The sequence below is a fragment of the Peptococcus niger genome, from assembly GCF_900101835.1.
Taxonomy (GTDB): Bacteria; Bacillota; Peptococcia; order Peptococcales; family Peptococcaceae; genus Peptococcus; species Peptococcus niger.
The window spans coordinates 62186-83112 of record NZ_FNAF01000003.1; the positions used below are offsets into that span (position 1 = coordinate 62186).

At 52.8% G+C, this 20927-nt stretch carries 18 protein-coding genes; 13 read left to right on the top strand and 5 right to left on the bottom strand.

Annotation, left to right across the window (positions count from 1 at the left end; translation table 11 throughout):
• Positions 1 to 3: 3 nt before the first annotated feature.
• From argB to BLQ16_RS03175, 5 genes are all read right to left on the bottom strand, one after another.
• Complete coding sequence (gene argB / locus BLQ16_RS03150; protein ID WP_200781870.1) at positions 4 to 882, bottom strand: acetylglutamate kinase; 879 nt, start codon at positions 880 to 882, stop codon at positions 4 to 6.
• Complete coding sequence (argJ, locus tag BLQ16_RS03155) at positions 863 to 2086, bottom strand: bifunctional glutamate N-acetyltransferase/amino-acid acetyltransferase ArgJ (protein ID WP_091791301.1); 1224 nt, start codon at positions 2084 to 2086, stop codon at positions 863 to 865. Before argJ ends, argB begins: the two co-directional genes overlap by 20 nt.
• Before the next feature lie 11 nt (positions 2087 to 2097).
• On the bottom strand, positions 2098 to 3132 hold the full coding sequence (gene argC / locus BLQ16_RS03160) for an N-acetyl-gamma-glutamyl-phosphate reductase (RefSeq protein WP_091791302.1): 1035 nt from the start codon (positions 3130 to 3132) through the stop codon (positions 2098 to 2100).
• 318 nt (positions 3133 to 3450) lie between these two features.
• Positions 3451 to 4320 carry a fumarylacetoacetate hydrolase family protein gene (locus tag BLQ16_RS03170; RefSeq protein ID WP_091791304.1) on the bottom strand — a complete coding sequence of 290 codons (870 nt, stop codon included), beginning with the start codon at positions 4318 to 4320 and terminating at the stop codon, positions 3451 to 3453.
• Between the two features lie 62 nt (positions 4321 to 4382).
• The gene (locus BLQ16_RS03175) at positions 4383 to 6794 is read right to left on the bottom strand and encodes an FAD-dependent oxidoreductase (protein WP_091791305.1); all 2412 of its coding nucleotides are present in this window, start codon (positions 6792 to 6794) and stop codon (positions 4383 to 4385) included.
• A gap of 487 nt (positions 6795 to 7281) precedes the next feature.
• Here BLQ16_RS03175 and BLQ16_RS03180 point away from each other — a divergent pair, with 487 nt between their 5' ends.
• The 13 genes from BLQ16_RS03180 (at position 7282) to BLQ16_RS03240 (ending at position 20880) form a co-directional block, all read left to right on the top strand.
• Positions 7282 to 8565 (top strand): FAD-dependent oxidoreductase, encoded by a 1284-nt coding sequence (locus BLQ16_RS03180; RefSeq protein ID WP_091791306.1) that lies wholly within the window; start codon positions 7282 to 7284, stop codon positions 8563 to 8565.
• Positions 8562 to 8867: a ferredoxin family protein gene (locus BLQ16_RS03185; RefSeq protein WP_242868938.1), complete on the top strand. Its 306-nt coding sequence runs from the start codon at positions 8562 to 8564 to the stop codon at positions 8865 to 8867. Before BLQ16_RS03180 ends, BLQ16_RS03185 begins: the two co-directional genes overlap by 4 nt.
• A gap of 45 nt (positions 8868 to 8912) precedes the next feature.
• Complete coding sequence (locus tag BLQ16_RS03190) at positions 8913 to 9707, top strand: electron transfer flavoprotein subunit beta/FixA family protein (RefSeq protein ID WP_091791307.1); 795 nt, start codon at positions 8913 to 8915, stop codon at positions 9705 to 9707.
• A 12-nt stretch (positions 9708 to 9719) separates the two neighbouring features.
• Positions 9720 to 10754, top strand: coding sequence for an electron transfer flavoprotein subunit alpha/FixB family protein (locus BLQ16_RS03195; protein WP_091791308.1), 1035 nt, complete (start codon positions 9720 to 9722; stop codon positions 10752 to 10754).
• A 282-nt stretch (positions 10755 to 11036) separates the two neighbouring features.
• Positions 11037 to 11408, top strand: coding sequence for a YbaN family protein (locus tag BLQ16_RS03200; RefSeq protein ID WP_159427965.1), 372 nt, complete (start codon positions 11037 to 11039; stop codon positions 11406 to 11408).
• Complete coding sequence (locus BLQ16_RS03205) at positions 11405 to 13246, top strand: ABC transporter ATP-binding protein/permease (RefSeq protein ID WP_091791310.1); 1842 nt, start codon at positions 11405 to 11407, stop codon at positions 13244 to 13246. Before BLQ16_RS03200 ends, BLQ16_RS03205 begins: the two co-directional genes overlap by 4 nt.
• Complete coding sequence (locus BLQ16_RS03210; protein WP_091791311.1) at positions 13243 to 14895, top strand: amino acid ABC transporter ATP-binding/permease protein; 1653 nt, start codon at positions 13243 to 13245, stop codon at positions 14893 to 14895. The genes BLQ16_RS03205 and BLQ16_RS03210 overlap by 4 nt, the downstream gene beginning before the upstream one ends.
• A gap of 23 nt (positions 14896 to 14918) precedes the next feature.
• Complete coding sequence (locus tag BLQ16_RS03215; protein WP_091791312.1) at positions 14919 to 15761, top strand: helix-turn-helix domain-containing protein; 843 nt, start codon at positions 14919 to 14921, stop codon at positions 15759 to 15761.
• A 156-nt stretch (positions 15762 to 15917) separates the two neighbouring features.
• Positions 15918 to 17303, top strand: a complete 1386-nt coding sequence (locus BLQ16_RS03220; RefSeq protein WP_091791313.1) for a hypothetical protein — start codon at positions 15918 to 15920, stop codon at positions 17301 to 17303.
• Positions 17281 to 18180, top strand: a complete 900-nt coding sequence (locus tag BLQ16_RS03225; protein WP_159427966.1) for a heme-binding Shp domain-containing protein — start codon at positions 17281 to 17283, stop codon at positions 18178 to 18180. Before BLQ16_RS03220 ends, BLQ16_RS03225 begins: the two co-directional genes overlap by 23 nt.
• On the top strand, positions 18155 to 19078 hold the full coding sequence (isdE, locus tag BLQ16_RS03230) for a heme ABC transporter substrate-binding protein IsdE (RefSeq protein ID WP_242868939.1): 924 nt from the start codon (positions 18155 to 18157) through the stop codon (positions 19076 to 19078). Before BLQ16_RS03225 ends, isdE begins: the two co-directional genes overlap by 26 nt.
• Positions 19071 to 20111 (top strand): FecCD family ABC transporter permease, encoded by a 1041-nt coding sequence (locus tag BLQ16_RS03235; protein ID WP_091791315.1) that lies wholly within the window; start codon positions 19071 to 19073, stop codon positions 20109 to 20111. Before isdE ends, BLQ16_RS03235 begins: the two co-directional genes overlap by 8 nt.
• Entirely contained in the window at positions 20101 to 20880 is a 780-nt protein-coding gene (locus tag BLQ16_RS03240; protein ID WP_091791316.1) for an ABC transporter ATP-binding protein, read from the top strand. The genes BLQ16_RS03235 and BLQ16_RS03240 overlap by 11 nt, the downstream gene beginning before the upstream one ends.
• Positions 20881 to 20927: the final 47 nt, after the last annotated feature.

Genomic DNA, 20927 nt, shown 5'->3' on the forward strand with positions numbered 1-20927 from the left:
CTCCTAATAAACCATGGTGCCGATGCCGTCATCGCTTAAAAGTTCTAATAAAATAGCGTGGGGCAGGGTGCCGTCTAAAATATGCGCTTGCTGAACGCCACCGGATAAGGCATCCAGGCAGCAGGTCAGCTTGGGAATCATGCCACCCTTCAAGGTGCCGTCGGCCAAGAGGTCGGGCACTTGCGCCTGGGGCAGGACGCTGATTAAGCTGGACGGGTCATCTTTGTCGGTGAGGACGCCGAGCACGTCGGTCATGAGAATTAACTTTTGTGCGCCGCAACCGGCGGCGATGGCGGCGGCTGCGTGGTCGGCGTTGACGTTGTAGACTTGGCCGTCACGGCCGCCGGCAATGGAGGCGACAACCATGAGGTAGCCCTTGTCCAGGCCATCGTTTAAGAGCCGGCAGTCGACGGATTCAATATCGCCCACATAGCCCAGGTCCACGTCGCCGTCGTGCTTACAGGCGGTGAGCAGGCGGCCGTCCAGGCCACAGATGCCCAGGGCCCGGCCGCCGGCGGCACCGACGGCGCGGACGAGGGTCTTATTGACGCCGCCGGCGAGGACTTCCTGGGCCACCTGCATGGTGGTGGCATCGGTGACACGGAGGCCGTTTTCCCATTGGGAAGTGTGGCCGATGGCCTCTAAGGCGCGGTTGATGAAGGGGCCGCCGCCATGGACCAGGACCAGCCGCATGCCCATGAGCTGGAGGAGCAAGAGGTCGCTCATGACCGATTGCATCAGGGCCTGGTTGAGCATGGCGCCGCCTCCGTATTTAATGACGATGGTTTTACCGGCGAAGCGCTGAATGTAGGGAATGGCCTGGACGAGAATTTCCGCCCGGGTTTGGGGATCAATTAGGGGGCTAGACTTCGTATTCGGCATTGATGGCCACGTACCTTTCTGTGAGATCGCACCCGTAGGCTTCCGCTTCAGCCTTGCCCTGGCCCAGCTTGATTTCCAGGGTAAGGGGGGGCTGCTTGAAGATGTAGTTGATTTCCCGGCGGCTGATGCCGGTGGCCCGGCCCTTTTCGCAGACGGTGGCAAAGCCGGCCCCGCTTTTGACGGTGATGTCGATTTTAGCCGGGTCAATGGGGACGCCGGCATAGCCACAGGCGCAGATGATGCGGCCCCAGTTGGCGTCGCCGCCGTAGATGGCGGTTTTCACCAGGGATGAGCTGATGACGCTTTTGGCAACCTGGCGGGCGTCGGCTGTGCTAGCGGCGTCTAAGACCTGGCAGATGAGGAGCTGGGAAGCCCCTTCGCCGTCGGCGGCAATGTCCTTGGCCAAGGCGATGCAGAGGGTTTTGAGGGCCTCGGCAAAGGCCCGGTAGGCTTCGTTTTCAAGGGCGATGGCCGGGGCCTTGGCCAGACCGGAGGCCATGATGGCCACGGTGTCGTTGGTAGAGGTATCGCCGTCGATGCTGATCATGTTGAAGCTGTCGTCGACGGCAGCGCATAAGGCCTTTTTCAGCAAGGGGGCGGTGATGGTGGCATCGGTGGTGATGAGGGCGTGCATGGTGCCCATATTCGGGTGGATCATGCCACTGCCCTTGGCAATGGCGCCAAGGGTGATGGTGGCCCCGTCCGGACCGGTATAGGTGAGGGCCCGGTGCTTAGGCACTGTATCGGTGGTCATAATGGCCTCGGCGCAGGCGATGCCACCGGAGGCAGACAGGTTTGCCACTAGCGTGGGCAAGGCCTTTTCAATGGGGGCCAGGGGCAGGGATTCGCCGATGATGCCGGTGGAGGCCGGGAGCACGTCCTGGGGGGCCAGGCCGAGGGCGGCAGCGGTGGCGGCACAAATGCCTTCAGCCACGGCTAAACCGTCCGGGGTACAGCAATTGGCATTGCCGCTGTTGTCGATAAAGGCGCGGGCAGACCCGTCGGCGGCGTGGCGGCGGCAGACGGTAACGGTGTCGGATTCCACGCGGTTTTTGGTAAAGACGGCAGCGGCGGTGGCGGTCTTTTCGCAAAGGATCAGCGCCAAGTCAGGTGCTCCGCTGACCTTGATGCCGGCGGCCGCAGCGGCGGCGGTAAAGCCTTTCGGGTCGGTCACGCTGCCATGGGGCAGCCATTCGTAAGTCATAAGAGCACCTCCTAAAATGCCGGCGGCACGTGCAAAAGACCGGTGGTCTCCGGCAAACCGCAGATGATGTTCATATTCTGGATGGCCTGACCGGCAGCGCCCTTGACCATATTGTCAATGGCGGAGACGGTAATGACCGTATTGGTGTGGGCGTCAAAGTGAATGGACACGTCGCACAGATTCGAATAGCGGACGGAGGCGATGTTGGCCACGGCACCGTCCGGGAGCACGCGGACGAAGGGTTTATCGGCGTAAAACTGGCGGTACAAGTCGTGGAGGGCCTGGGCCGTGCGCGAATTGGCGAGGGTCATGTAGCAAGTGGCGAGGATGCCCCGGTTGACCGGGATCAGGTGGGGGACGAAGGTCACTTCCGTGATGTGGTTGGCCAGCCGGGTCAAGGTCTGCTCCATTTCAGGTGTGTGCCGGTGGGCGGCGATTTTATAGGGGTGGCAGCCTTCGTTGATGACGGGGAAATGGGTGGTCTCGGTCAGTTGACGGCCGGCGCCGGTGATCCCGCTCTTACAGTCGCAGATGATGGGGTAGTCCACCAGCCAGTGGTTGGCCACCAGGGGGGCCACCGCCATGGGCACCGCCGTGGTGTAGCAGCCGGGATTGGCGACGATCCGGGCGCCGACGATGTCCTCGCGGAAAAATTCCGGCATGCCGTAGACCGCCTCATGCTGCAAATCGGCGTCTTCCCAGGTGTTGCCGTACCATTTTTCGTAAAGGGCTTCGCTGTCCAGACGAAAATCGGCCCCCAGGTCGATGAATTTTTTCCCTGCTGCCAGGGCTTTTTTGGCAATGCTTTGGGAAAGCCCGGCCGGGAGGGCCGCAAAAATCACATCGGACTTGTCAATGACCTCATCTTCATCGGTGCAGATGACATCTGTAAACTGGTGATAGGACGGGTAGACCGCAGCGAGCGGCTGTCCTTCATAGGTAACGGAGCTGGCGGCGGTGATGGTCACATTCGGGTGGTCCAAGAGCAAGCGCGCCAATTCGGCTCCTGCATATCCGGTAACGCCGATAATCCCTGCTTTAATCATATCCGGTCCTCCTTAATTGAACGCGTAGGTGCGTTGGTTTGCCTTTTGTGTTGTCTATATTATAGGGGGTAGGTGAATAAAGTCAAGAGATTTATGAATAATTATTCAAAATTCCCTGCGGTCATTTCACTAGTGACTTTGGCGCATAACAAAAGACCGCCCGGCCAAGGGCTGGGCGGTGGGGTGGTGACCCTATCGGCTGTCTATCAGGCGGTCAAGCTTGCGCATGGCCGAAGGAGCCCGGTGTCCGCAAGAAAAAAGGCCTCCAGCAGGTTTGCTGGAGGCCTTGTCCGGTTTAGGGGGACCGGGGCCGGTTGATCAGACCATGACGTTGCGCAATTCGCCGATGCCTTCAATGCGGGAGATGACCTCATCGCCGGGCTTGAGAAAGCGGGGCGGGTTGAAGCCGGCGCCGACGCCGGCAGGGGTGCCGGTGAGGATGACATCGCCGGGGTAGAGGGTGGTGCCTTTGGAAAAGTCGGCAAGGATGGCGGGAATGTCAAAGATCAGGGCGTCGGTGCGGCCGGTTTGGCGCCGTTCGCCGTTGACAAAGCTTTCGATGGTTAGGGCAGGCGGCTGGGCGAGGTCATCGCAGGTGACGATGACCGGGCCCAGGGCGCAGAAACCGTCCAGGCTTTTCCCATGGAACCATTGCCGGTGGGCGGTTTGCAGGTCACGGGCAGAGTAGTCGTTGCCGACACTGTAGCCGAAGATATGGGACCAGGCCTCTTGGGGGGCAATGTCCTTGCCCTCTTTGCCAATGATGACGGCCAGTTCCACTTCGTAGTCGGCCGCGCTTGTAGCGCCGCTAGGAAGGGTCAGGCTGTCTTCAGGGCCGGTGAAGCGGTTGACCATTTTAGAAAAGTAAATGGGGGCCTCGGGCTTGTCCATGGGCATGTCGATGAGGCTTTTGATTTCATTGACGTGTTCTTTATAATTTTTGCCCAGGCAGATGACATTGCGCAGGGCGCGGGGAAAAGGGGCTTCCAGGCGGACATCGGCCAGGGATAGGCGGGTGCCGGCGCGGCACCAATCGGCCACCGGGCAGTTGGCGTAGTCCTGTACCAGGGCGAGCAGGTCGCCAATGCCGCCGGCGGCGGCAGGGGCGGTGATATCGGTGATGACGTCTTCAGCAAGGGTGCCAAAGCCGGCAGTGCCGTCGGGACGGGTGAAAGTGGCCCATTTCATAAGGAATTCCTTCTTTCTTGTCTAGGATAGGTAGGTAAAACCGGTGGAGGCTGCCGGCGCCATCAGATGAAGAGGGTGGTGTGGCGCTTGTCCCGCTGCAGGTAGCCGGGCAGGTCAATGCGCCGGGCGCTGTCGATCAGGTCGCCGGAGGAGAGGGCGAAGGCTTCCATGGACAGGCCGCAGGCCAGCAGGTTGACGCCGGCGGCCTGGGCATCGCTCAGGGCTTGGGTTAGGGCATCGCGGCCCCGTTCACCGGCGGTGCGGCGCAGGCGGTCGGCCAGTCGATCGGCCTTGTCCAGGTGAAAGCGGTCCAGGAGGTCGGCGGCTTGTGAGAGCCGGCGGCCCAGTTCGCTGCGGGGGACAAAGGGGGCGGCGTCAGGCGCTTTGGCCAAGGCGCGGAGGCCCCAGAAGGCGAAAACAGCGTCGACGGGAATGCCGCGAGACCGGGTGTTGGCCGCCAAGGTCAAGGCGGCGGCAATTTTTTGCGGGTCGGCGGTGTAGAGAATGAGGGAGAGGCCTTTGGGGGCGCCGGTCTCTTGAGCGCCAAGGGTCAGGTGGAAGATGGTTGTGCCGTCGCCGGCTTCTTCTGTCAGCCTGTCGGCGAGGGGGGTGCAGGCGCGGCGAATTTCATCTGCCTGACCGGCCGGGGCGATGATCCGCCAGCGGCTGCCGGCAGGCGCTTGACTCAGGCGGCGGGCCACTTCCACGACCGGGCCGGGGCATTGGAGGCCGGTGACGTCGATGTCGCTTTCAGCGGCAGGCGGTTCTGCCGGTGCGGCTGCCGCCGGGGCCGGGGTGGCCGCCGCCGGTGGGGCCGGCAGGGGCTTGGCCTTCAGCTGGTCTTTGACACTCTTGTAGAGCCGGAAACCGCCGCCCAGGTTGACCACGTCATAGCCTTTTTGGGTGAGCAGACGGGCCGCATAGTAGCCGCGCAGGCCGACGGCGCAGTGAATGTAAATGGTCCTGTCGGTGGGCAGTTCATCCAGCCGGTCGCGCAAGTCATCCAGGGGAATGAAGGCGGCTTCAGGCAGGTGGCCGGCCTTGTATTCGGCCGGTGTGCGGACATCTAAGATATAGGCATCCGAGGCGGCCAGGTCGTCCAGGCAGGTGGCCGGGCGGATGGCAAAGCCGTCGCGGATATTTTGGGCCACGTAACCGGCGAAATTCACCGGGGGCTTGGCAGTGGAATAGGGCGGAGCGTAGCAGAGCTCCAAGTCGGCCAGGTCATAGACGGATAAGCCGCCGTAAATGGCAGTGGCAAGGGTATCGATGGTTTTATGCACTTCTGAAAAGCCGACGCACTGGGCGCCGTAAAGGGCGCCGTCAGAGGGCCGGTAGAGGACCTTTAAGAGCAGGGCGTTGGCGTTCGGATAATAGCCGGCGTGGTCGGAGGGGTAGAGGTGGAGGGCCTGGTAGGGCAGGTCAAGGCGCTGGAGGGTCTTTTCGTTGTTGCCGCAGGAAGCGGCGGTCAGACGGAAGCATTTCAGCACGGAACTGCCCAGGGTTCCCTGGTAGCGGACCGGGCGGCCGCAAATGTGGTCGGCTGCCAGCTTGCCCTGGCGGTTGGCCGGACCGGCCAGGGGGACCAGGGTATCGTAGCCCAAGACGAAGTCCTTCACTTGGATGGCATCGCCGATGGCGTAAATGGCCGGGTCTGAGGTCTGCAGTTGGTCGTTGACCAGGATGGCATCCCGGGCCCCCAGGGTCAGCCCGGCCGCCTTGGCCAGGTCCGTTTCCGGGCGGACGCCGATGGCTAAGACGGCGAAATCTGTATGCAGGTCGCTGCCGTCGGCCAAGGTGATGCACTTGCCGTCATCGGCAAAGGCGGTGACCTGGGTGTTCAGGCGCAGGTCAATGCCCTGGCTCACCAGCTCAGTGTGCAGGGGGGCTGCCACTTCCGGGTCTAAGGGCGCCAAGACTTGGGCAGCCCCTTCCACCAGGGCCACCTCCAAGCCGCGCTCACGCAGGTTTTCCGCTACTTCCAGACCGATGAATCCGCCGCCAATGACCGTGGCGTGCTTGGCATCAGGCAGGTCGGCGATGATGGCGTCCATGTCCGCCAGGGTGCGGAGACGGTGAACCCGCTTCGCACCGTCAAGCCCTTGAATGGGCGGGGCCACCGGTTCGGCGCCTGGGGACAAGACCAGGACATCATAAGTCTCCGTATAGGTCTTGCCGGTTTGGCCGTCCGTCACATGGACCCTTTTGCCGGCCCGGTCAATGGCGGTAACGGTAGCCTGCAGGCGGACATCCAGGTTAAACCGGCTGTGCAGGGACTCAGGTGTTTGCAAGATCAGGGCATCGCGCTTGGCAATGCAACCGCTGATGTGGTAGGGCAGGCCGCAGTTGGCAAAGGACACGGCATTCCCGCGTTCCAGCAGGATGATTTCCGCGGCCTCGTCTAAACGACGCAAGCGTGCGGCGCAAGAGGCTCCGCCGGCGACACCGCCGACGATGATGATTTTTTTGGACATGGTTCCTCCTTTGGTCAAGTTGGACAGACTGGGTGAGGGTTATGTAAATTTATCTGAAAACAGAAAAAAATAAGGCGATGGGTTGCCCAGGCCGGCAGTGGTGCCGACCTGTTAAAAAATCGTTCAACTGTAGTATAGCACAGGAAAGAAAGACCCGACAAGAGCGTTTAAATAGGGCCGGATCACGATATATAAAAAAATCTTATAACAAAACTAACAGAAAGTAGCGCCTAGTTTCCTGCTATGCGATATACTTAAGATAAGTAACTGCTATGGATAAAGTGTAAAAACAGTAACATTTTTCAGACAAAACCTTGTACTATAGAGACAGTGGGGAGAGTTGTATAAAAAAGGCGCCCCCAGCTGGTTCTCTACCTTGAAGGAGGTATGTTAAGCAAGTGCTAAAAAGCGCCTTATTTTTGAGGGGGAAGACCTCTTTGGTCTTAATCGATAATTCTTCCAAACGAGTAAACGAGGTGGTAAACAGATGTCAGAAGAAAAATTTGATGTAATCGTTATTGGTGGCGGTTTAGCCGGTTTATCCGCAGCATATCGCCTGGCCAAAGCGGAAAAAGAAGTGCTGGTCATCGAGAAAGGTCCTCATTGCGGGGCTAAAAACGTTTCCGGCGGGCGCATTTACACCTATGCCTTAGATGCGCTGATGGGTGACGAATGGAAGGGCAAAGCTCCTCTTGAACGTCAAATCAGCCGCGAAATGCTCATGCTGATGAACGATGACGATGCCATGACCATTGACACATCCGTCAGTACGCAAAGTGGCCAATCTTACAGTGTCTTGCGCAACCATTTTGACAAATGGTTGGCAGACCAATGTGAAGAAGCCGGTGCCATGGTTATCGGCGGCTCCACTGTGACCGATTTAATCCGTCGTGACGGTAAAGTCTGCGGCGTTGTTGTCGGCGAAGAAGAGCTGGAAGCAGACTTGATCATTGACGCAGAAGGGGTTAACCCGCTGGTAGCAGAACGCTCCGGTGTTATTGCCCCCATCAAGTTGGAAAATATTGCCGTAGCGGCCAAGTATGTGATTCGTTTAGATGAAAAAACCATCAACGATCGCTTCGGCTTAACCGGTGATGAAGGGGCTGCCATGCTCGGCATGGGCAGTGCCAACAAGGGCGTTTTCGGTGGGCTCTTCCTGTACACCAACAAGGACAGCATTTCCATCGGTTTGGTTCAGGACTCTAAAACCTGGAAAGAACACCACAACCATTTGCCGGATGCCATTGAAGACCTGAAAGAACATCCGATCATCGGCAAATATTTGGACGGCGGCGAAGTGGTTGAATACACCGCCCACTTGATTCCTGAAGGCGGCTTCGATTCCTTCTCCGAATTCTGCGGCGACGGGATCCTGGTTGCCGGTGACGCAGCCGGCCTCTGCATGAACCGCGGCTATACCGTTCGCGGGATGGACTACGCCATTATGAGCGGTATTGCAGCAGCTGAAACGGCACTTAATGCGCTGGAAAAAGGCATCTTCACGAAAGACTTCCTGAAGAGCTATGAACATCGTCTGCAAAAAACCGTCCTGGATGACTTCAAGACCTTGCGCAAGGGTCATGAATACATGGCCGGTTCCAAGAACCTGTTCACCGTATACCCGAATATGGCATTGAACGTCATGCACTCCTTGTACAACGTAGACGGTAAGCCGGCACAGTCGCTGATGAACACCGTCCGCAAAGACCTGAAAGGCGTTAGCCTGGTCGGGATTGCAAAAGACTTGCTGAAAGGGGTCCGCTCATTATGATGAAACGTATGAATATGGATGACCGCCTGGCGGCCACCCGTTTTGACAGTGATGACGCAAACGCACATATCGTTATTGATAAAGAAGCCTGCCGCACCTGCACCCACAAGGCGTGCACGTACAGCTGCCCGGCGGAACGTTACAAATGGGATGATGACAATGACGTGATGACCTTTGACCACGTTGGTTGCCTGGAATGCGGCAACTGCCGTCTCGTTTGCGAACGCCTCAACGAACGCCGCCCGGGCTACGATTGGAATTATCCCAATCATGGCAAAGGCTTTTTAGCTAAAGAAGGTTAAGCCATACAATTTTATTAAAAAGAGGAAACAAAAGGAGCGGTGTTTGTGGAAATTCTTGCATGCATTAAACAGGTGCCTGACACCTCAGAAATCAAAATTGACCCGGTAACCAATACACTCATCCGTAAAGGGGTCCCATCCATCGTTAACCCCTTTGACATGAATGCAGTGGAAACCGCCATTCAACTTAAAGAAGCGAATCCGGGTTCTACAGTAACCCTGCTGACCATGGGGCCTCCGGCCGCCACCGAAGCCCTGCGTGATTGTTTCGCTATGGGTTGCGACCGAGCTGTGCTGTTGACCGACCGTGCCTTTGCCGGTGCGGATACCTATGCTACCAGCTATGCCCTGGCCGTGGCTGCTCAAAAGCTGGGCAAATTTGACGTCATCGTCTGCGGTATGCAGGCCGTTGACGGCGATACCGGGCAAGTCGGCCCGGAAATGGCCGAACACCTGGGCATCCCTCAAGTCACTTATGTCATTGATGCAAAAACGGAAGAGGGTAAGCTCGTTTGCCAGCGGCAACAGGAAGACGGCTATGAAGTGGTTGAATGCCAATTGCCGGCCCTGATTACCGTCACTAAGGCCATCAACTCCCCCCGCCACGCCAATGTGCGCGGCAAAATCAAAGCCAAACGCTATGAAGTGGAAATGCTTTCCGCTGATGCGCTCGGTGATAAGTTGGATCGCAGTAAGATCGGCTTAAAAGGTTCCCCCACCAAGGTTAAAAGCGCTGCACCGCCGAAACTTCGCGGTCGTGGCGATGACATTACCGGTGGTGACGCCAAAGATTCTGTGGCCAACTTAATGCAACGCCTAGTTGAGCAGAAAGTTATTTAAGGGGGAGCGGGCATGGATTTAAACGAATACAAAAATATTTGGGTTTTCATGGAACATGATGACGGCAAAGTCAAAAATGTTGGCCTGGAACTCATCAACGAGAGTAAAAAAATGGCTGAATCCTGCGGCTATGAAGTCTGGGCAGTGGCCATCGGGTCCGGATTGGACGAACTGATTGCTGAATCTGCCGCTTACGGTGCAGACAAAGTACTCGTGGTTGAAGATGAACGCTACAAACACTACAACACCGATGCTTACAGCGCCGTCATGGAAGAGCTGATCGGCAAATATAAGCCATCCGTTATTATGATTGGTGCCACCATCAACGGCCGTGACTTGGGCCCGAAAGTGGCCGGTTGCCTGCAGACCGGGCTGACCGCCGACTGTACCGAACTGGAAATGAGCGAAGAAGGGCTTGTTACCTGGATTCGTCCGGCTTTGGGCGGGAACCTCATGGGACACATCAACTGCCCGAATACCCGTCCGCAAATGGGGACGGTCCGTCCGGCTGTGTTTAAAAAAGCCGAACGTCAAGACGGCCGTGAAGTGGAAGTCCTCCGGGAAGAAATTCACATTCCGGATGAAAAAATCCGCATGAGAACCATTGATGTTGTCAAACATGATTTAGGCGACAAGATTAAGATTGAGGAAGCCAATATTGTCGTGTCCGGTGGTCGTGGCATGGCAAAAGAAGAAAACTTTAAGCTGCTCCAAGACCTGGCAGATGCCATGGGCGGCGTGGTGGCCGGCAGCCGTAAGGCTGTTGACGCCGGCTGGATTACCGTGGACAACCAAGTAGGTCAGACCGGTAAAACCGTCAGCCCGGACATCTATGTGGCCGTCGGGATCTCCGGCGCCATTCAGCACCAAGTGGGCATGAACGGGGCGGACGTCATCATCGCCATCAACAGCGATAAGGATGCACCAATTTTCGACATTGCCACTTACGGCATCGTTGGTGACCTGTTTGAAGTGGTTCCGGCCTTGACTGAAGCCATGAACACCTACAGAAAAGAATACGCCGGTGCCCAACCCGGTGCAAAATAAGTTCAACCTTTTAATAACGTCGGAGGATTGCCTCCGGCGTTATTTTTTTACTCTTATTTTCGGTTAGGGCAGGGTCATTATCTTTTGGAAATCTGATCCTGACGTGGGGAGCGATTCGGGAATGTGCCTCCATTCTTATGGTGAAAGTTGCTCTAAATGATAAGCTAGTTCAACCTTGGTTAACGCCGATAAGATATGGCTGGTCAACCGGTGAGCTGGTATACTGAATACAGGCTCAGAAAGTTAGCTGTGCCTAAAAAATATTTCGGAAAGGGGTCCTTTATGCGCTGCTTATTGTTTCTTGTTGGTTGCTTTGCATTTGTTTGCGGAAGCATCGGCATTATTTTACCTATTTTACCGACGGTTCCCTTTTATCTTTTGGCAACGGTTTGCTTTGCCAAAAGTTCAAAACGGTTTCATCGGTATTTGATACGAACACGATTTTATCGACGCTATTGTGAAGCATATCTGACCAGAGGCGGGATGACGCGGCAACAAAAGATGCAAATTCTCATTTTGTCATCAGTTATGCTGACGGTTGGGATTATTTTTGCGCCTTACTTATGGTTGCGTATTTTTTTACTTGCGCTGATGGTGGTTAAATATTATATTTTCATTCTGCGCATTCCAACATTGAAAGAGGAAAAGTTATGAATACGAAACGTCTTTTACAGGCGGTATCTGGAACACGGCGTTATATTGCTATATCGGTCATCATGCAGGTGGTGGCCTTGGTGGTCAATATTTTTATGATTTTTGTTATTGCTGATTTTGCGCAGGCCTTGCTTGACGCAAATTTTCAATTGGCACCTGTGTGCATGGCGATTGGGGCAGCTTTATTGCTACGTTTGATTTGTCAGTATCTTCAAACCTGGGCGAATTATCGTTCCTCTATCGCAGTGAAGCAACGTTTACGGATCGCTCTTTTTGATAAGGCGTACGCATATGGTGTTTCTTACAGTCGTTATATTTCGCCGGCAGAATTGGTTCAAATTGGGGTAGAGGGTGTTGAGCAGCTGGATAATTATTACGGTCGCTTTTTACCTCAGTTGGTATATTCCTTACTGGCACCGATTATTTTATTTGGTTTTTTGGTACGGTTAAATGTCGTTGTGGCCCTGGTATTGGTAGCTTTTATCCCGATTATTCCTTTGGCTATTGTTTTAGTTCAAAAATTAGCCAAGCGGGTGATGAACAGTTATTGGGGTTCCTTTATCGGTTTGGCGGAACGTTTTTTGGACAATGTACAGGGCTTGGTAACGTTAAAAGTGTACGGGGCTGACGAGGATCGTAATGAGGCAATGAATCGCGAGGCGGAGGCATTTCGCGTTGCAACCATGCGCGTTCTGGGGATGCAGTTGTCTAACATAGCGGTAATGGATGTGGTGGCTTACGGTGGTGCAGCTTTGGGAACGTTTGCGGCGATTGTCGCATTTAGTCGCGGGGATTTAAGTGTATCCGGTTGTCTTGCTTTTATGTTGCTCAGTGCGGAATTCTTTTTGCCGCTGCGTCAATTGGGGTCTTTTTTTCACGTGGCGATGAATGGTTTATCGGCGGTTGATCGTCTATTCAGCGTGTTGGATAAGCCGGCTGCACCTGAGCGGGTCTTGACGGCGTCTCCAGATGGGGTGGCGGCGCAGTTGGAAGATGTTCATTTTGGCTATGACATTGATAATCCGGTTTTAAAAGGCATTGATTTGACGATTCATACCGGTGAACTGGTTGCCGTAGTCGGTGCTTCAGGCTGTGGCAAGTCAACTTTAGCGGCACTTTTAAGTGGGGAATATGATCCGACCAGCGGTCGAATTTGTTACATGTTCGGTTCAGGTGCGGCGTCAAAAGAACTTTTAGCGGACCGTGTAGCGCGTATTGATGCGGAACCCTGGCTTTTTAGCGAGAGTGTCCGAGATAATCTGCGCATGGCCGATGCACAGGCAGATGATGAAAAACTCTGGCATGTTTTGAAACAAGTCCGCTTGGCCGAGCGGTTTGCAGCGGAAGACGGGCTGGATACGCTGGTTCGTGAAGGTGGAGCCAACCTATCCGGCGGACAACGCCAACGGTTGGCGATTGCCAGGCTACTGCTAAAAGAAGCTGACCTGTATATTTTTGATGAAGCAACCAGTAATGTTGACGCGGAAAGTGAAGCGGTGATTATGGAGGTGGTTCAGCAGTTATGCTCAAAAGCGTCGGTGCTTTTAATCACCCATCGGCTGCAGTTAACTTTGGCAGCAAACCGTGTGGCATTTATGCAAGGTGGTTACATTGTAGAGGAAGGAAGAGCAGAAGAACTGCTTGCCCAAAACGGATTGTTTGCGGAGATGTTTAACCGCCAGAGTGCTTTGGAATCATACGGGCAAGGCCAGGTTCAACGGAAGGAAACCGTCCAAATGGCCGCACCGGAAGAGTCGCTGGTGCAGGTGACTGCTTTGCGATCGCAACGGCAGATGACTTACTTGCCGGAACGGCTGAGAACGGAGGCGATTCAATGAAGATACAGAAGCTTTCGTGGTGGCGCATGGTTTGGCGACTTTTGGGCATGACAAGGTCTCTTTTAAAGACGTTGGCAGTGGCAATTGTAGCCGGCAGTCTGGGACACATTGCTGCTATTGCTATCCCTGTTTTAGGCGCCTGGTCCATGGTCCAGGTGATGAACGGTAACCAGCCTTCGTTAAAAAACTTAGCGGTCGCTTTTATTGTTCTAGGTCTTTTGCGAGCTGCCTTACATTATATTGAACAGCTGGCGAATCACGATATGGCCTTTCGTATTTTAGCGGTCATTCGGGACCGTGTTTTTAAAGCCTTGCGTCGGCAGGCACCGGCAGGTTTGGACCAGCAGAATAGTGGTACTCTGGTTTCAATTATTACCAATGATATAGAATTGCTTGAAGTTTTTTATGCGCATACCATTTCGCCAGTAGCCATCGCTATTTTGGTGAGTGGTGCCATGTTCGCCTTTTTAGGCTCATATCATCAGGCCTATGCTTTATTGGCCTTGGTGGTGTACTTAATTTTAGCGCTTGTTGTACCGGTAGCAACTGCACGTTCAGGACGGGTAGCCGGACGCCAGCAGCGCGCTGATTTAAGTCGCCTAAACAGCATATTACTGGATGGCTTTAATGGTATCCGTGAATGTATTCAATTTGAACAGAAAAATGAGCGGAAGCGACTTTTAACCACGGGTGGTCAACGCTTATCCCGCTCTGTTTGGCAGTTGCAGAAAACAGCCTGGTTTAATGGAAGCCTTTCTTTAGGAGCAGTGCTTTTGAGCTATGCGGCCTTTTGGGCTTTGGCGGTGTATCTATTGCGCAGTGGTGCTGTTCAGTGGGACGGTGTGATTGTGCCAACGGTGGCATTTATGTCTGGCTTCGGGCCGGTGCTTGCTTTGTCAAATTTAGCTAATAATTTATTACTGACCTTTGCATCCGGTGAACGTGTATTGCAGGTCTTGGATGCTGAACCGGAAACGCCGGAAGTGGTGGGCAATAAGGTAGACACCTTTGACAAAATAGCGCTGGACAAGGTATTCTTTTCTTATGAAGATAAGCCAATCTTAAACGGCTGGCAATTGACCCTAAAACCAAAAGAAATAGTGGGCCTGACAGGCCCATCGGGCTGTGGTAAATCAACGGCATTAAAGCTGCTGCTGCGCTTTTATGACCCGGAAAGGGGACATGTTAGATTAAACGGTTTGGATTTGCGCAAGGTTGATACAGCATCATTGCGATGCTTGGAAAGCTACATGACACAGGAAACGTATCTGTTTAACGATACGCTGCTGGAAAATGTACGTTTGGCCAATCTATGTGCTACAGACGAAATGGTTTATGAAGCTTGTCGTAAAGCGGGTATTCATGATGTGATATGTGCTTTCCCTGAGGGTTATGCGACGCAGGCCGGTCACTTAGGCACTCGGCTATCTGCCGGTGAACGGCAGCGAATTGGTTTAGCACGAGCATTTTTGCATCAAGGCGCAGTTGCTCTTTTTGATGAACCAACGGCAAATTTGGATAGTTTAAATGAAGGCATTATTTTAAAAGCCATTCGGGAAACGTCTTCTGAACGGGCAGTTTTAATTGTCAGTCATCGTGCGTCGACGCTGCGTATTGCAGATCGACTGGTGTGTGTCAACAATCATTAACAATAAAAGAAGGCTGTGGTTATATGTTTGAGTTTTCACTGACCAATCACCAAAAACAATATCTTTTGTATTTGCTGGAGTCTGATCGCGATGAATCGCTGCCAACGATTTCTAGCTATTTTCAATGCAGCAAGGTAAACAGTAAAAAAATTATTGACCGCATGGTTAAGGTGGGGTTGGTCTATAAAGAGCAGAATATTATTCATTTATCTGAACTGGGGCGGTGCATTGCCGAAGAGAACATGGTTGAGCGTGATGAAATGGCCGTGGTTCTCCATGAAGGGCTGGGTATTGAGAAAAACAGTGCCCGCGAGTTGGCCAATTCTATGTTGATGGAAGAGTCTCGGCATATGCGCACACGGCTGCTTTCCATGGCCCGTTATTTTGTAAAAGTGGAAAGACGCCAAGGAACCAGCCTTTCTGCTGATGAAATGGCACAAATTCTTGGCCCCGGTATGAGTCGCATTTATTTTGTCGTATTTCAAGAAGAAAACAGCCCGGACGATGCCTTTATCCCCTTGTCGATGGCGCTGCGTGGCTTGTATAAAGACGTAGCGGTGACCATTATGCCGGAGGGCGATGACCATTATATTACCTTCCGGGCCAAGCCTATTGAAGAGGTTTACGGGGACACACATTATTCTGGGAAGCCAAAGCTTTTTGTTTACCAGGATGAGGGAAAGGAGCGCATTGTACCGGTTGGTGATACGGTTCGCTTGCCATTTCGGTTGATTCGAAAATGGTATTATACCGGTGGTGGTATTTTACAAGCTGCTTTGGAATTGTGTGTTATTCCGGATGTTAATATTAAACATCGCCACTATGCAAAATTTGTGTTTACCATTAACTTGTTCAACTTATCCTAATCTTTTTACCGCCTTGCCTGTTTAGGGGATGGCGGTATTTTTTTGGGGTTAATTAGCTACCGTTAACCAAAGGTAATGAAAATAGTTTCTGCAGACCTATTGATTTGTTAGCTGCAACTAATTAAAATAATCATACCTTGGGAAGGGAGACATAACATGACCCTTAAAATTAAGAAGTACCTTATTTTTACCTTTCTCTTAGTGGCAGCCTTTTCTTATAAACCGGTTCTTGCAGCGATGCCGCCGGAAGATGGATTCTATGAAGTCCCCGTGATCTTGATGCATGCAGATAAAGATAAAAAATCCATGGGGGCAAACGGGTTGCAGCCAGAGGCCTTGGCGAAAATAGAACAAGGACATTTAACCCTGTATTTGCGGACCCAGATGTTAAGCGTGACCGGGTTAACGACTTCTATGTGGAGCTGCCATTACCTAGATGGAATGGCATACCGGGGAGCCGCACCCTTGGATTATTCGTTAGAACTCCCAAAAACGCGGGGTGCGCGTCCGCAAGCCTTTCGGTTGACGTTCGAAAATGTGCCGGATAGGGTTCCGGTATTGGTCAATCCTCAGGTTCTTTTTATGGGCGATGTGCCACTCGCTGCGCGTTTGGCCATCAATTGGCAGGCAGCTCGTCCTTTGCCTGATGACGGTTTAATGGCGGCTCTTGAAGAGGGACGCGTGCCAAATGGCTCTGCCCCCTTTACCTTATCGGCGTCTGGCTTGTCTGCTGATTTACCGGGTGGGTTTCAATTTTTGCCTGATTTGGCAGTGACCTTACTGCCGGTAAGTGACAAAGAAAAGTATCAAGCGGAACTGAATGCCAGTGAGGCCTATGCTTGGAAGGTTCAACTTTTTCAGCCTTTGGACAGGATTCCAGCAGCAGATAAAAATCGCCTTGGGCAGTTCCGGAAAGAATGTTCTGCTGAGGTATCCTTGTATTTGCCGAAAATTTATCCGCAATGTGCTGTGTATCGCCTTGATAAAGATGGTCTGGCAGCGTTGACGGTTCAGGATGGTGGCGATCAATGGTTGGTTCATAGCACCATACCTGGAAATTTTATTATGGTTCCATATAAGGGCGGCTTGCTTTCATCCGGCGTCAAAAAGGCTCAAAATCCGCCCAAAAAGTCGGGCCAACAGCTTGGTCAAAAAACGGCAACCTCTCCTGTGAATGAAGCGATGGGGAGGGCGCCTTTAGGCTCTGGAAAAACGGCGGCCCCTTTACCGGCAGCACCTGGGAACCGGCTGAATGCTCCGGCTTCAGGACCAGCAACGGCTAGGCCTGCCCCCTTATCGGCAGGAACAGAGCTGGCGAGTGGGGATGATCAGGGCAGTACTGACGATGAAACGGCACAAAACGAGCCGGTGAAAGAACGCAATTCGGCAGCAGGTGTGATTGCCTTTATTTTTGCGGTACTTATCGGTGGCGCGGCGATAATTGGGCGACGAACCTATCCTTTATTTAAAAATGAATTGGACCGCTGGTTGTATCTGCGTGCTTTTGAAAGGAGGCTGGATGAGCGTGAAAATCGCCATTAAAACTGTTTTCTTCGCAGTGCTTTTATACTCTATGTTCACGTTGCCAGTTTTGGCGGCAGAGAGCGCTGATGTAGGGATTCAGCCGTATTATGCTCATCCATTAACCGGTGTTGTTGAAGACGCCGGTGATAATTCGGCAATCGGCCAGGGGATGGTGGAGTCGGTTTTGTCACCGGGTGGTTTTTATGAAGTGGACAATGACGGTAACCAATGGCTGACGCTGAGGTTAAACTTGGCAGATCATACAAAAAATGCCTCCTTTGCAGTACAGACCCGTGGCAGTAGCGGATTTACGGCAGTTCAAGCCATGGAGGTCCAGCGTAGTGGCAATTCAGTGGATTATATGATTCCGGTCCCTGCAGCCGATGCCATTTTGCGCATTCAAATTTTTGTGGTGGACATGGGCCGGGACGTTATTTTTTATGGGCTTATGGATGGGCAGTTGAATAACCGCCAATCAGACGGTGCAACGCCGGCTGTCACTTCAGCCGGAGGATTAGGGTCTACTGCCGGCGGTGGGGTCGGGACGATTCCTCCAAATGCAAAAAAAAGCGGTCTTACGGCGAATAAGGGACCGGCTGGGAAAGCAAGCACAGGTGTTCAGCCCCCGGCCAAAGATATGAAAGACACCGGATTGGGTGATGATTTTGGCCTGTTGACTGCGGATAGTCCGCAATTGCAAAAAGATAAGGCCAATAATGGGCCTTGGGGGCTGGTATCCCGCATTCTCTTTGCTGCCCTAGTCATTACTTTGGTATTGATCACCGTTGGTGCTGTCCTTGGTGTAGCAGTGCTGTTTTTCAGCGTGCGTTTTTTGCGCCGCTATAATGACGGAAAGGAGGCGCTGCTTTATGATGCGGAGGACCGTTTGGGCTAAGAGTCTTGTGAGCCTTTTAATGGTGGCGGTGATGACAGCGGGGGTTTTTGTCGCTTATGAGCGCAGCCATCAAGGGACAGAGACCGCAGAGGCGGCAGAAACGACTTATCAAGGGAAAGAGACACCGGAGCGGATTGTTGCCACTTCCATGGCTACTGTTTACATTATGGAAAAGTTGGATTTGGGGCTAGTTGGTGTGCCGGAAAGCACTGTCGATATGCTTCCGGAGCGGTATGCAGGCGTTGAAAAAATTGGTGCGCCCATGCAACCGGACCAAGAGGTGCTGGCTGATTTGCAACCGGATTGGGTTCTTTCTCCGGTCAGCCTAGTGAGTGATTTAAAGCCAATTTATGAAAAACTGAATTTGAACTATGGTTTTATCAATTTAAATAATGTCCCCGGTATGTATCGCAGCATCCAAGACTTGGGCGAGCGTTTTAACCGCCGCGCAGAGGCGACAGCCTTACTTAGTGAATATGATCATTTCATGAGTGCCTATCGTCAAAAGCATCCGCAAGGCTCTGGTAAGAAAGTCCTTATTTTAATGGGGTTGCCGGGGTCCTATGTGGTTGCAACAGATCATTCTTACGTGGGCAGCTTGATTAAGCTGGCTGGTGGCGAGAATGTCTATACGGATCCGAGTCAGCCGTTTTTAAATGTCAATGTTGAAGATATGCTGAAAAAAGATCCGGATATTATTTTGCGCACAGCGCATGCTCTGCCGGATGATGTCATGGCAATGTTCCGGGATGAATTTAATAAAAACCCTAATTGGAAACATTTTCGTGCTGTTCAAAAGGGTTGTGTTTACGACTTGAACCATGAACGGTTCGGGATGAGTGCAAAATTTAATTACCCGGAAGCCTTGGCGGATTTGGAGGAAATTTTATATGCGTAATCAGGAAAGCTGTTCTCCGAACCCTAGGGGTTGGCGGCAGGGAATTTTTTTAAAAGCCGGCGCCTTTCTGGTAACGGGAGCATTACTGGTCTTATTGACCATTGTTTCGACTACTGTAGGCCGTCTAGATGTGGGCCTGGGGGAACTTTGGCAGGGGCTTGTGGGTGGAGGTAATGAAGCTGTAGATACGGTTATTGATGTGCGGCTGCCGCGGATTATTATCGCACTTTTTGCTGGGGCAGCCTTGGCTGTTTCCGGAACATTATTGCAGGCAGTGATGAAGAATCCACTGACTGATCCGGGCATTATCGGTATTTCATCTGCAGCAGCATTGGTCGGTAGCCTGGTGACGGCTCTTTTCCCAGCCTTATTTTTTAGCGTTCCGCTCTTGTCCGTCGTCGGCGGTTTGCTGGCCTATTTGGCCATTTATTCGCTCGCTTGGGACGGCGGTGTTCATCCAACACGGTTGATCCTGGTGGGGGTGGCCTTGAACATGACCTTTACCGGTATCGGTCAAGCGGTGGCTGCGGCTTTCGGGGGTGGTGGTAATATGAGCGCTACACAATCTATTGTCAGTGGTCATATTGCACAGAAAACTTGGGATGATGTCCGGCTTTTAGCGCTATATGTGGGTGTGACCCTGGTGGTGGCCCTTTTATCGGCCCGGGTATGCAATCTTTTAGCGTTGGACGATAAGACGGCGCGCGGACTGGGCATCGCTGTCGACCGAAACCGTTTTTGGGTGGCGCTCATTGCCATTATTTTAGCTGCAATCACCACATCTGTGGTAGGAATAGTCGGCTTTTTAGGGTTGCTGGTACCTCATATTGCAAGACTCTTGGTAGGTAGCGACCATAAAGTATTGATTCCTTATGCTGTTTTATTAGGAGCGCTCTTTATGCTGGCCAGTGACACCATCGGCAGGGCTGTTTTTTATCCCTATGAAGTGCCGGCGGCGGTTATCATGGCAGTGGTTGGTGGTCCTTTCTTTATTGCCTTACTGAAAATAGGAGGGCAAACTGATGAATATTAGACACCTGTCTTTCTCCTACGGAAAACATAGCATTCTTAAGGATATCAGCCTGTCTTTTCCGGCCGGGAGCATCACCACCCTGCTTGGCGCGAATGGTTCAGGAAAATCGACACTTTTTAATTGCTGTACCCGATATTTACGGCCACAAAGAGGGTTGATTGAGCTGGATAATAAGAATATTTTTCACTATTCGCAGAAGGTTTTTGCCCGTAAGGTGGCCATTGTCCATCAACAGAACCGTATTAGTGGAGATATTACAGTGAGAAAGTTGGTTAGCTACGGCCGTAGTCCATATCTGAAAATGATGTCGCGTTACAGCGAAGAAGACGATAAAGCCGTAGACAAGGCCTTGCTGAATACGAACCTCCAAAATGTAGCAGAGCGCCAGGTGCTTGCTTTATCCGGCGGACAACGGCAGCGGGTATGGATTGCTATGGCATTGGCGCAGGAAAGTGAGTATTTGTTTTTAGATGAACCCACCACTTATTTAGATGTACGTTATCAGGCAGATTTGCTGAAGTTGATTAAGACGCTTAATGCACAGTTGGGGTTGACGGTGGTTATGATTTTACACGATATCAATCAGGCCATCGGTATTTCTGATAAGGTGATTGGCATGAAACAAGGAGAAATCCTTTTTGAGGGGGCGCCACAAGAAGCCATTACGTCAGAGGGGGTGAGTCGACTTTACGATACCCCCTTGGAAGCAGTGACTTGTGGAAAGCGGCAGTTGGTACTATCGCCAGACATAGGCGATGGGCCTGTATAGTAGCTGTCGGTTAAAGGAGCAAGGTAAAATGACACACTGTATCGTTG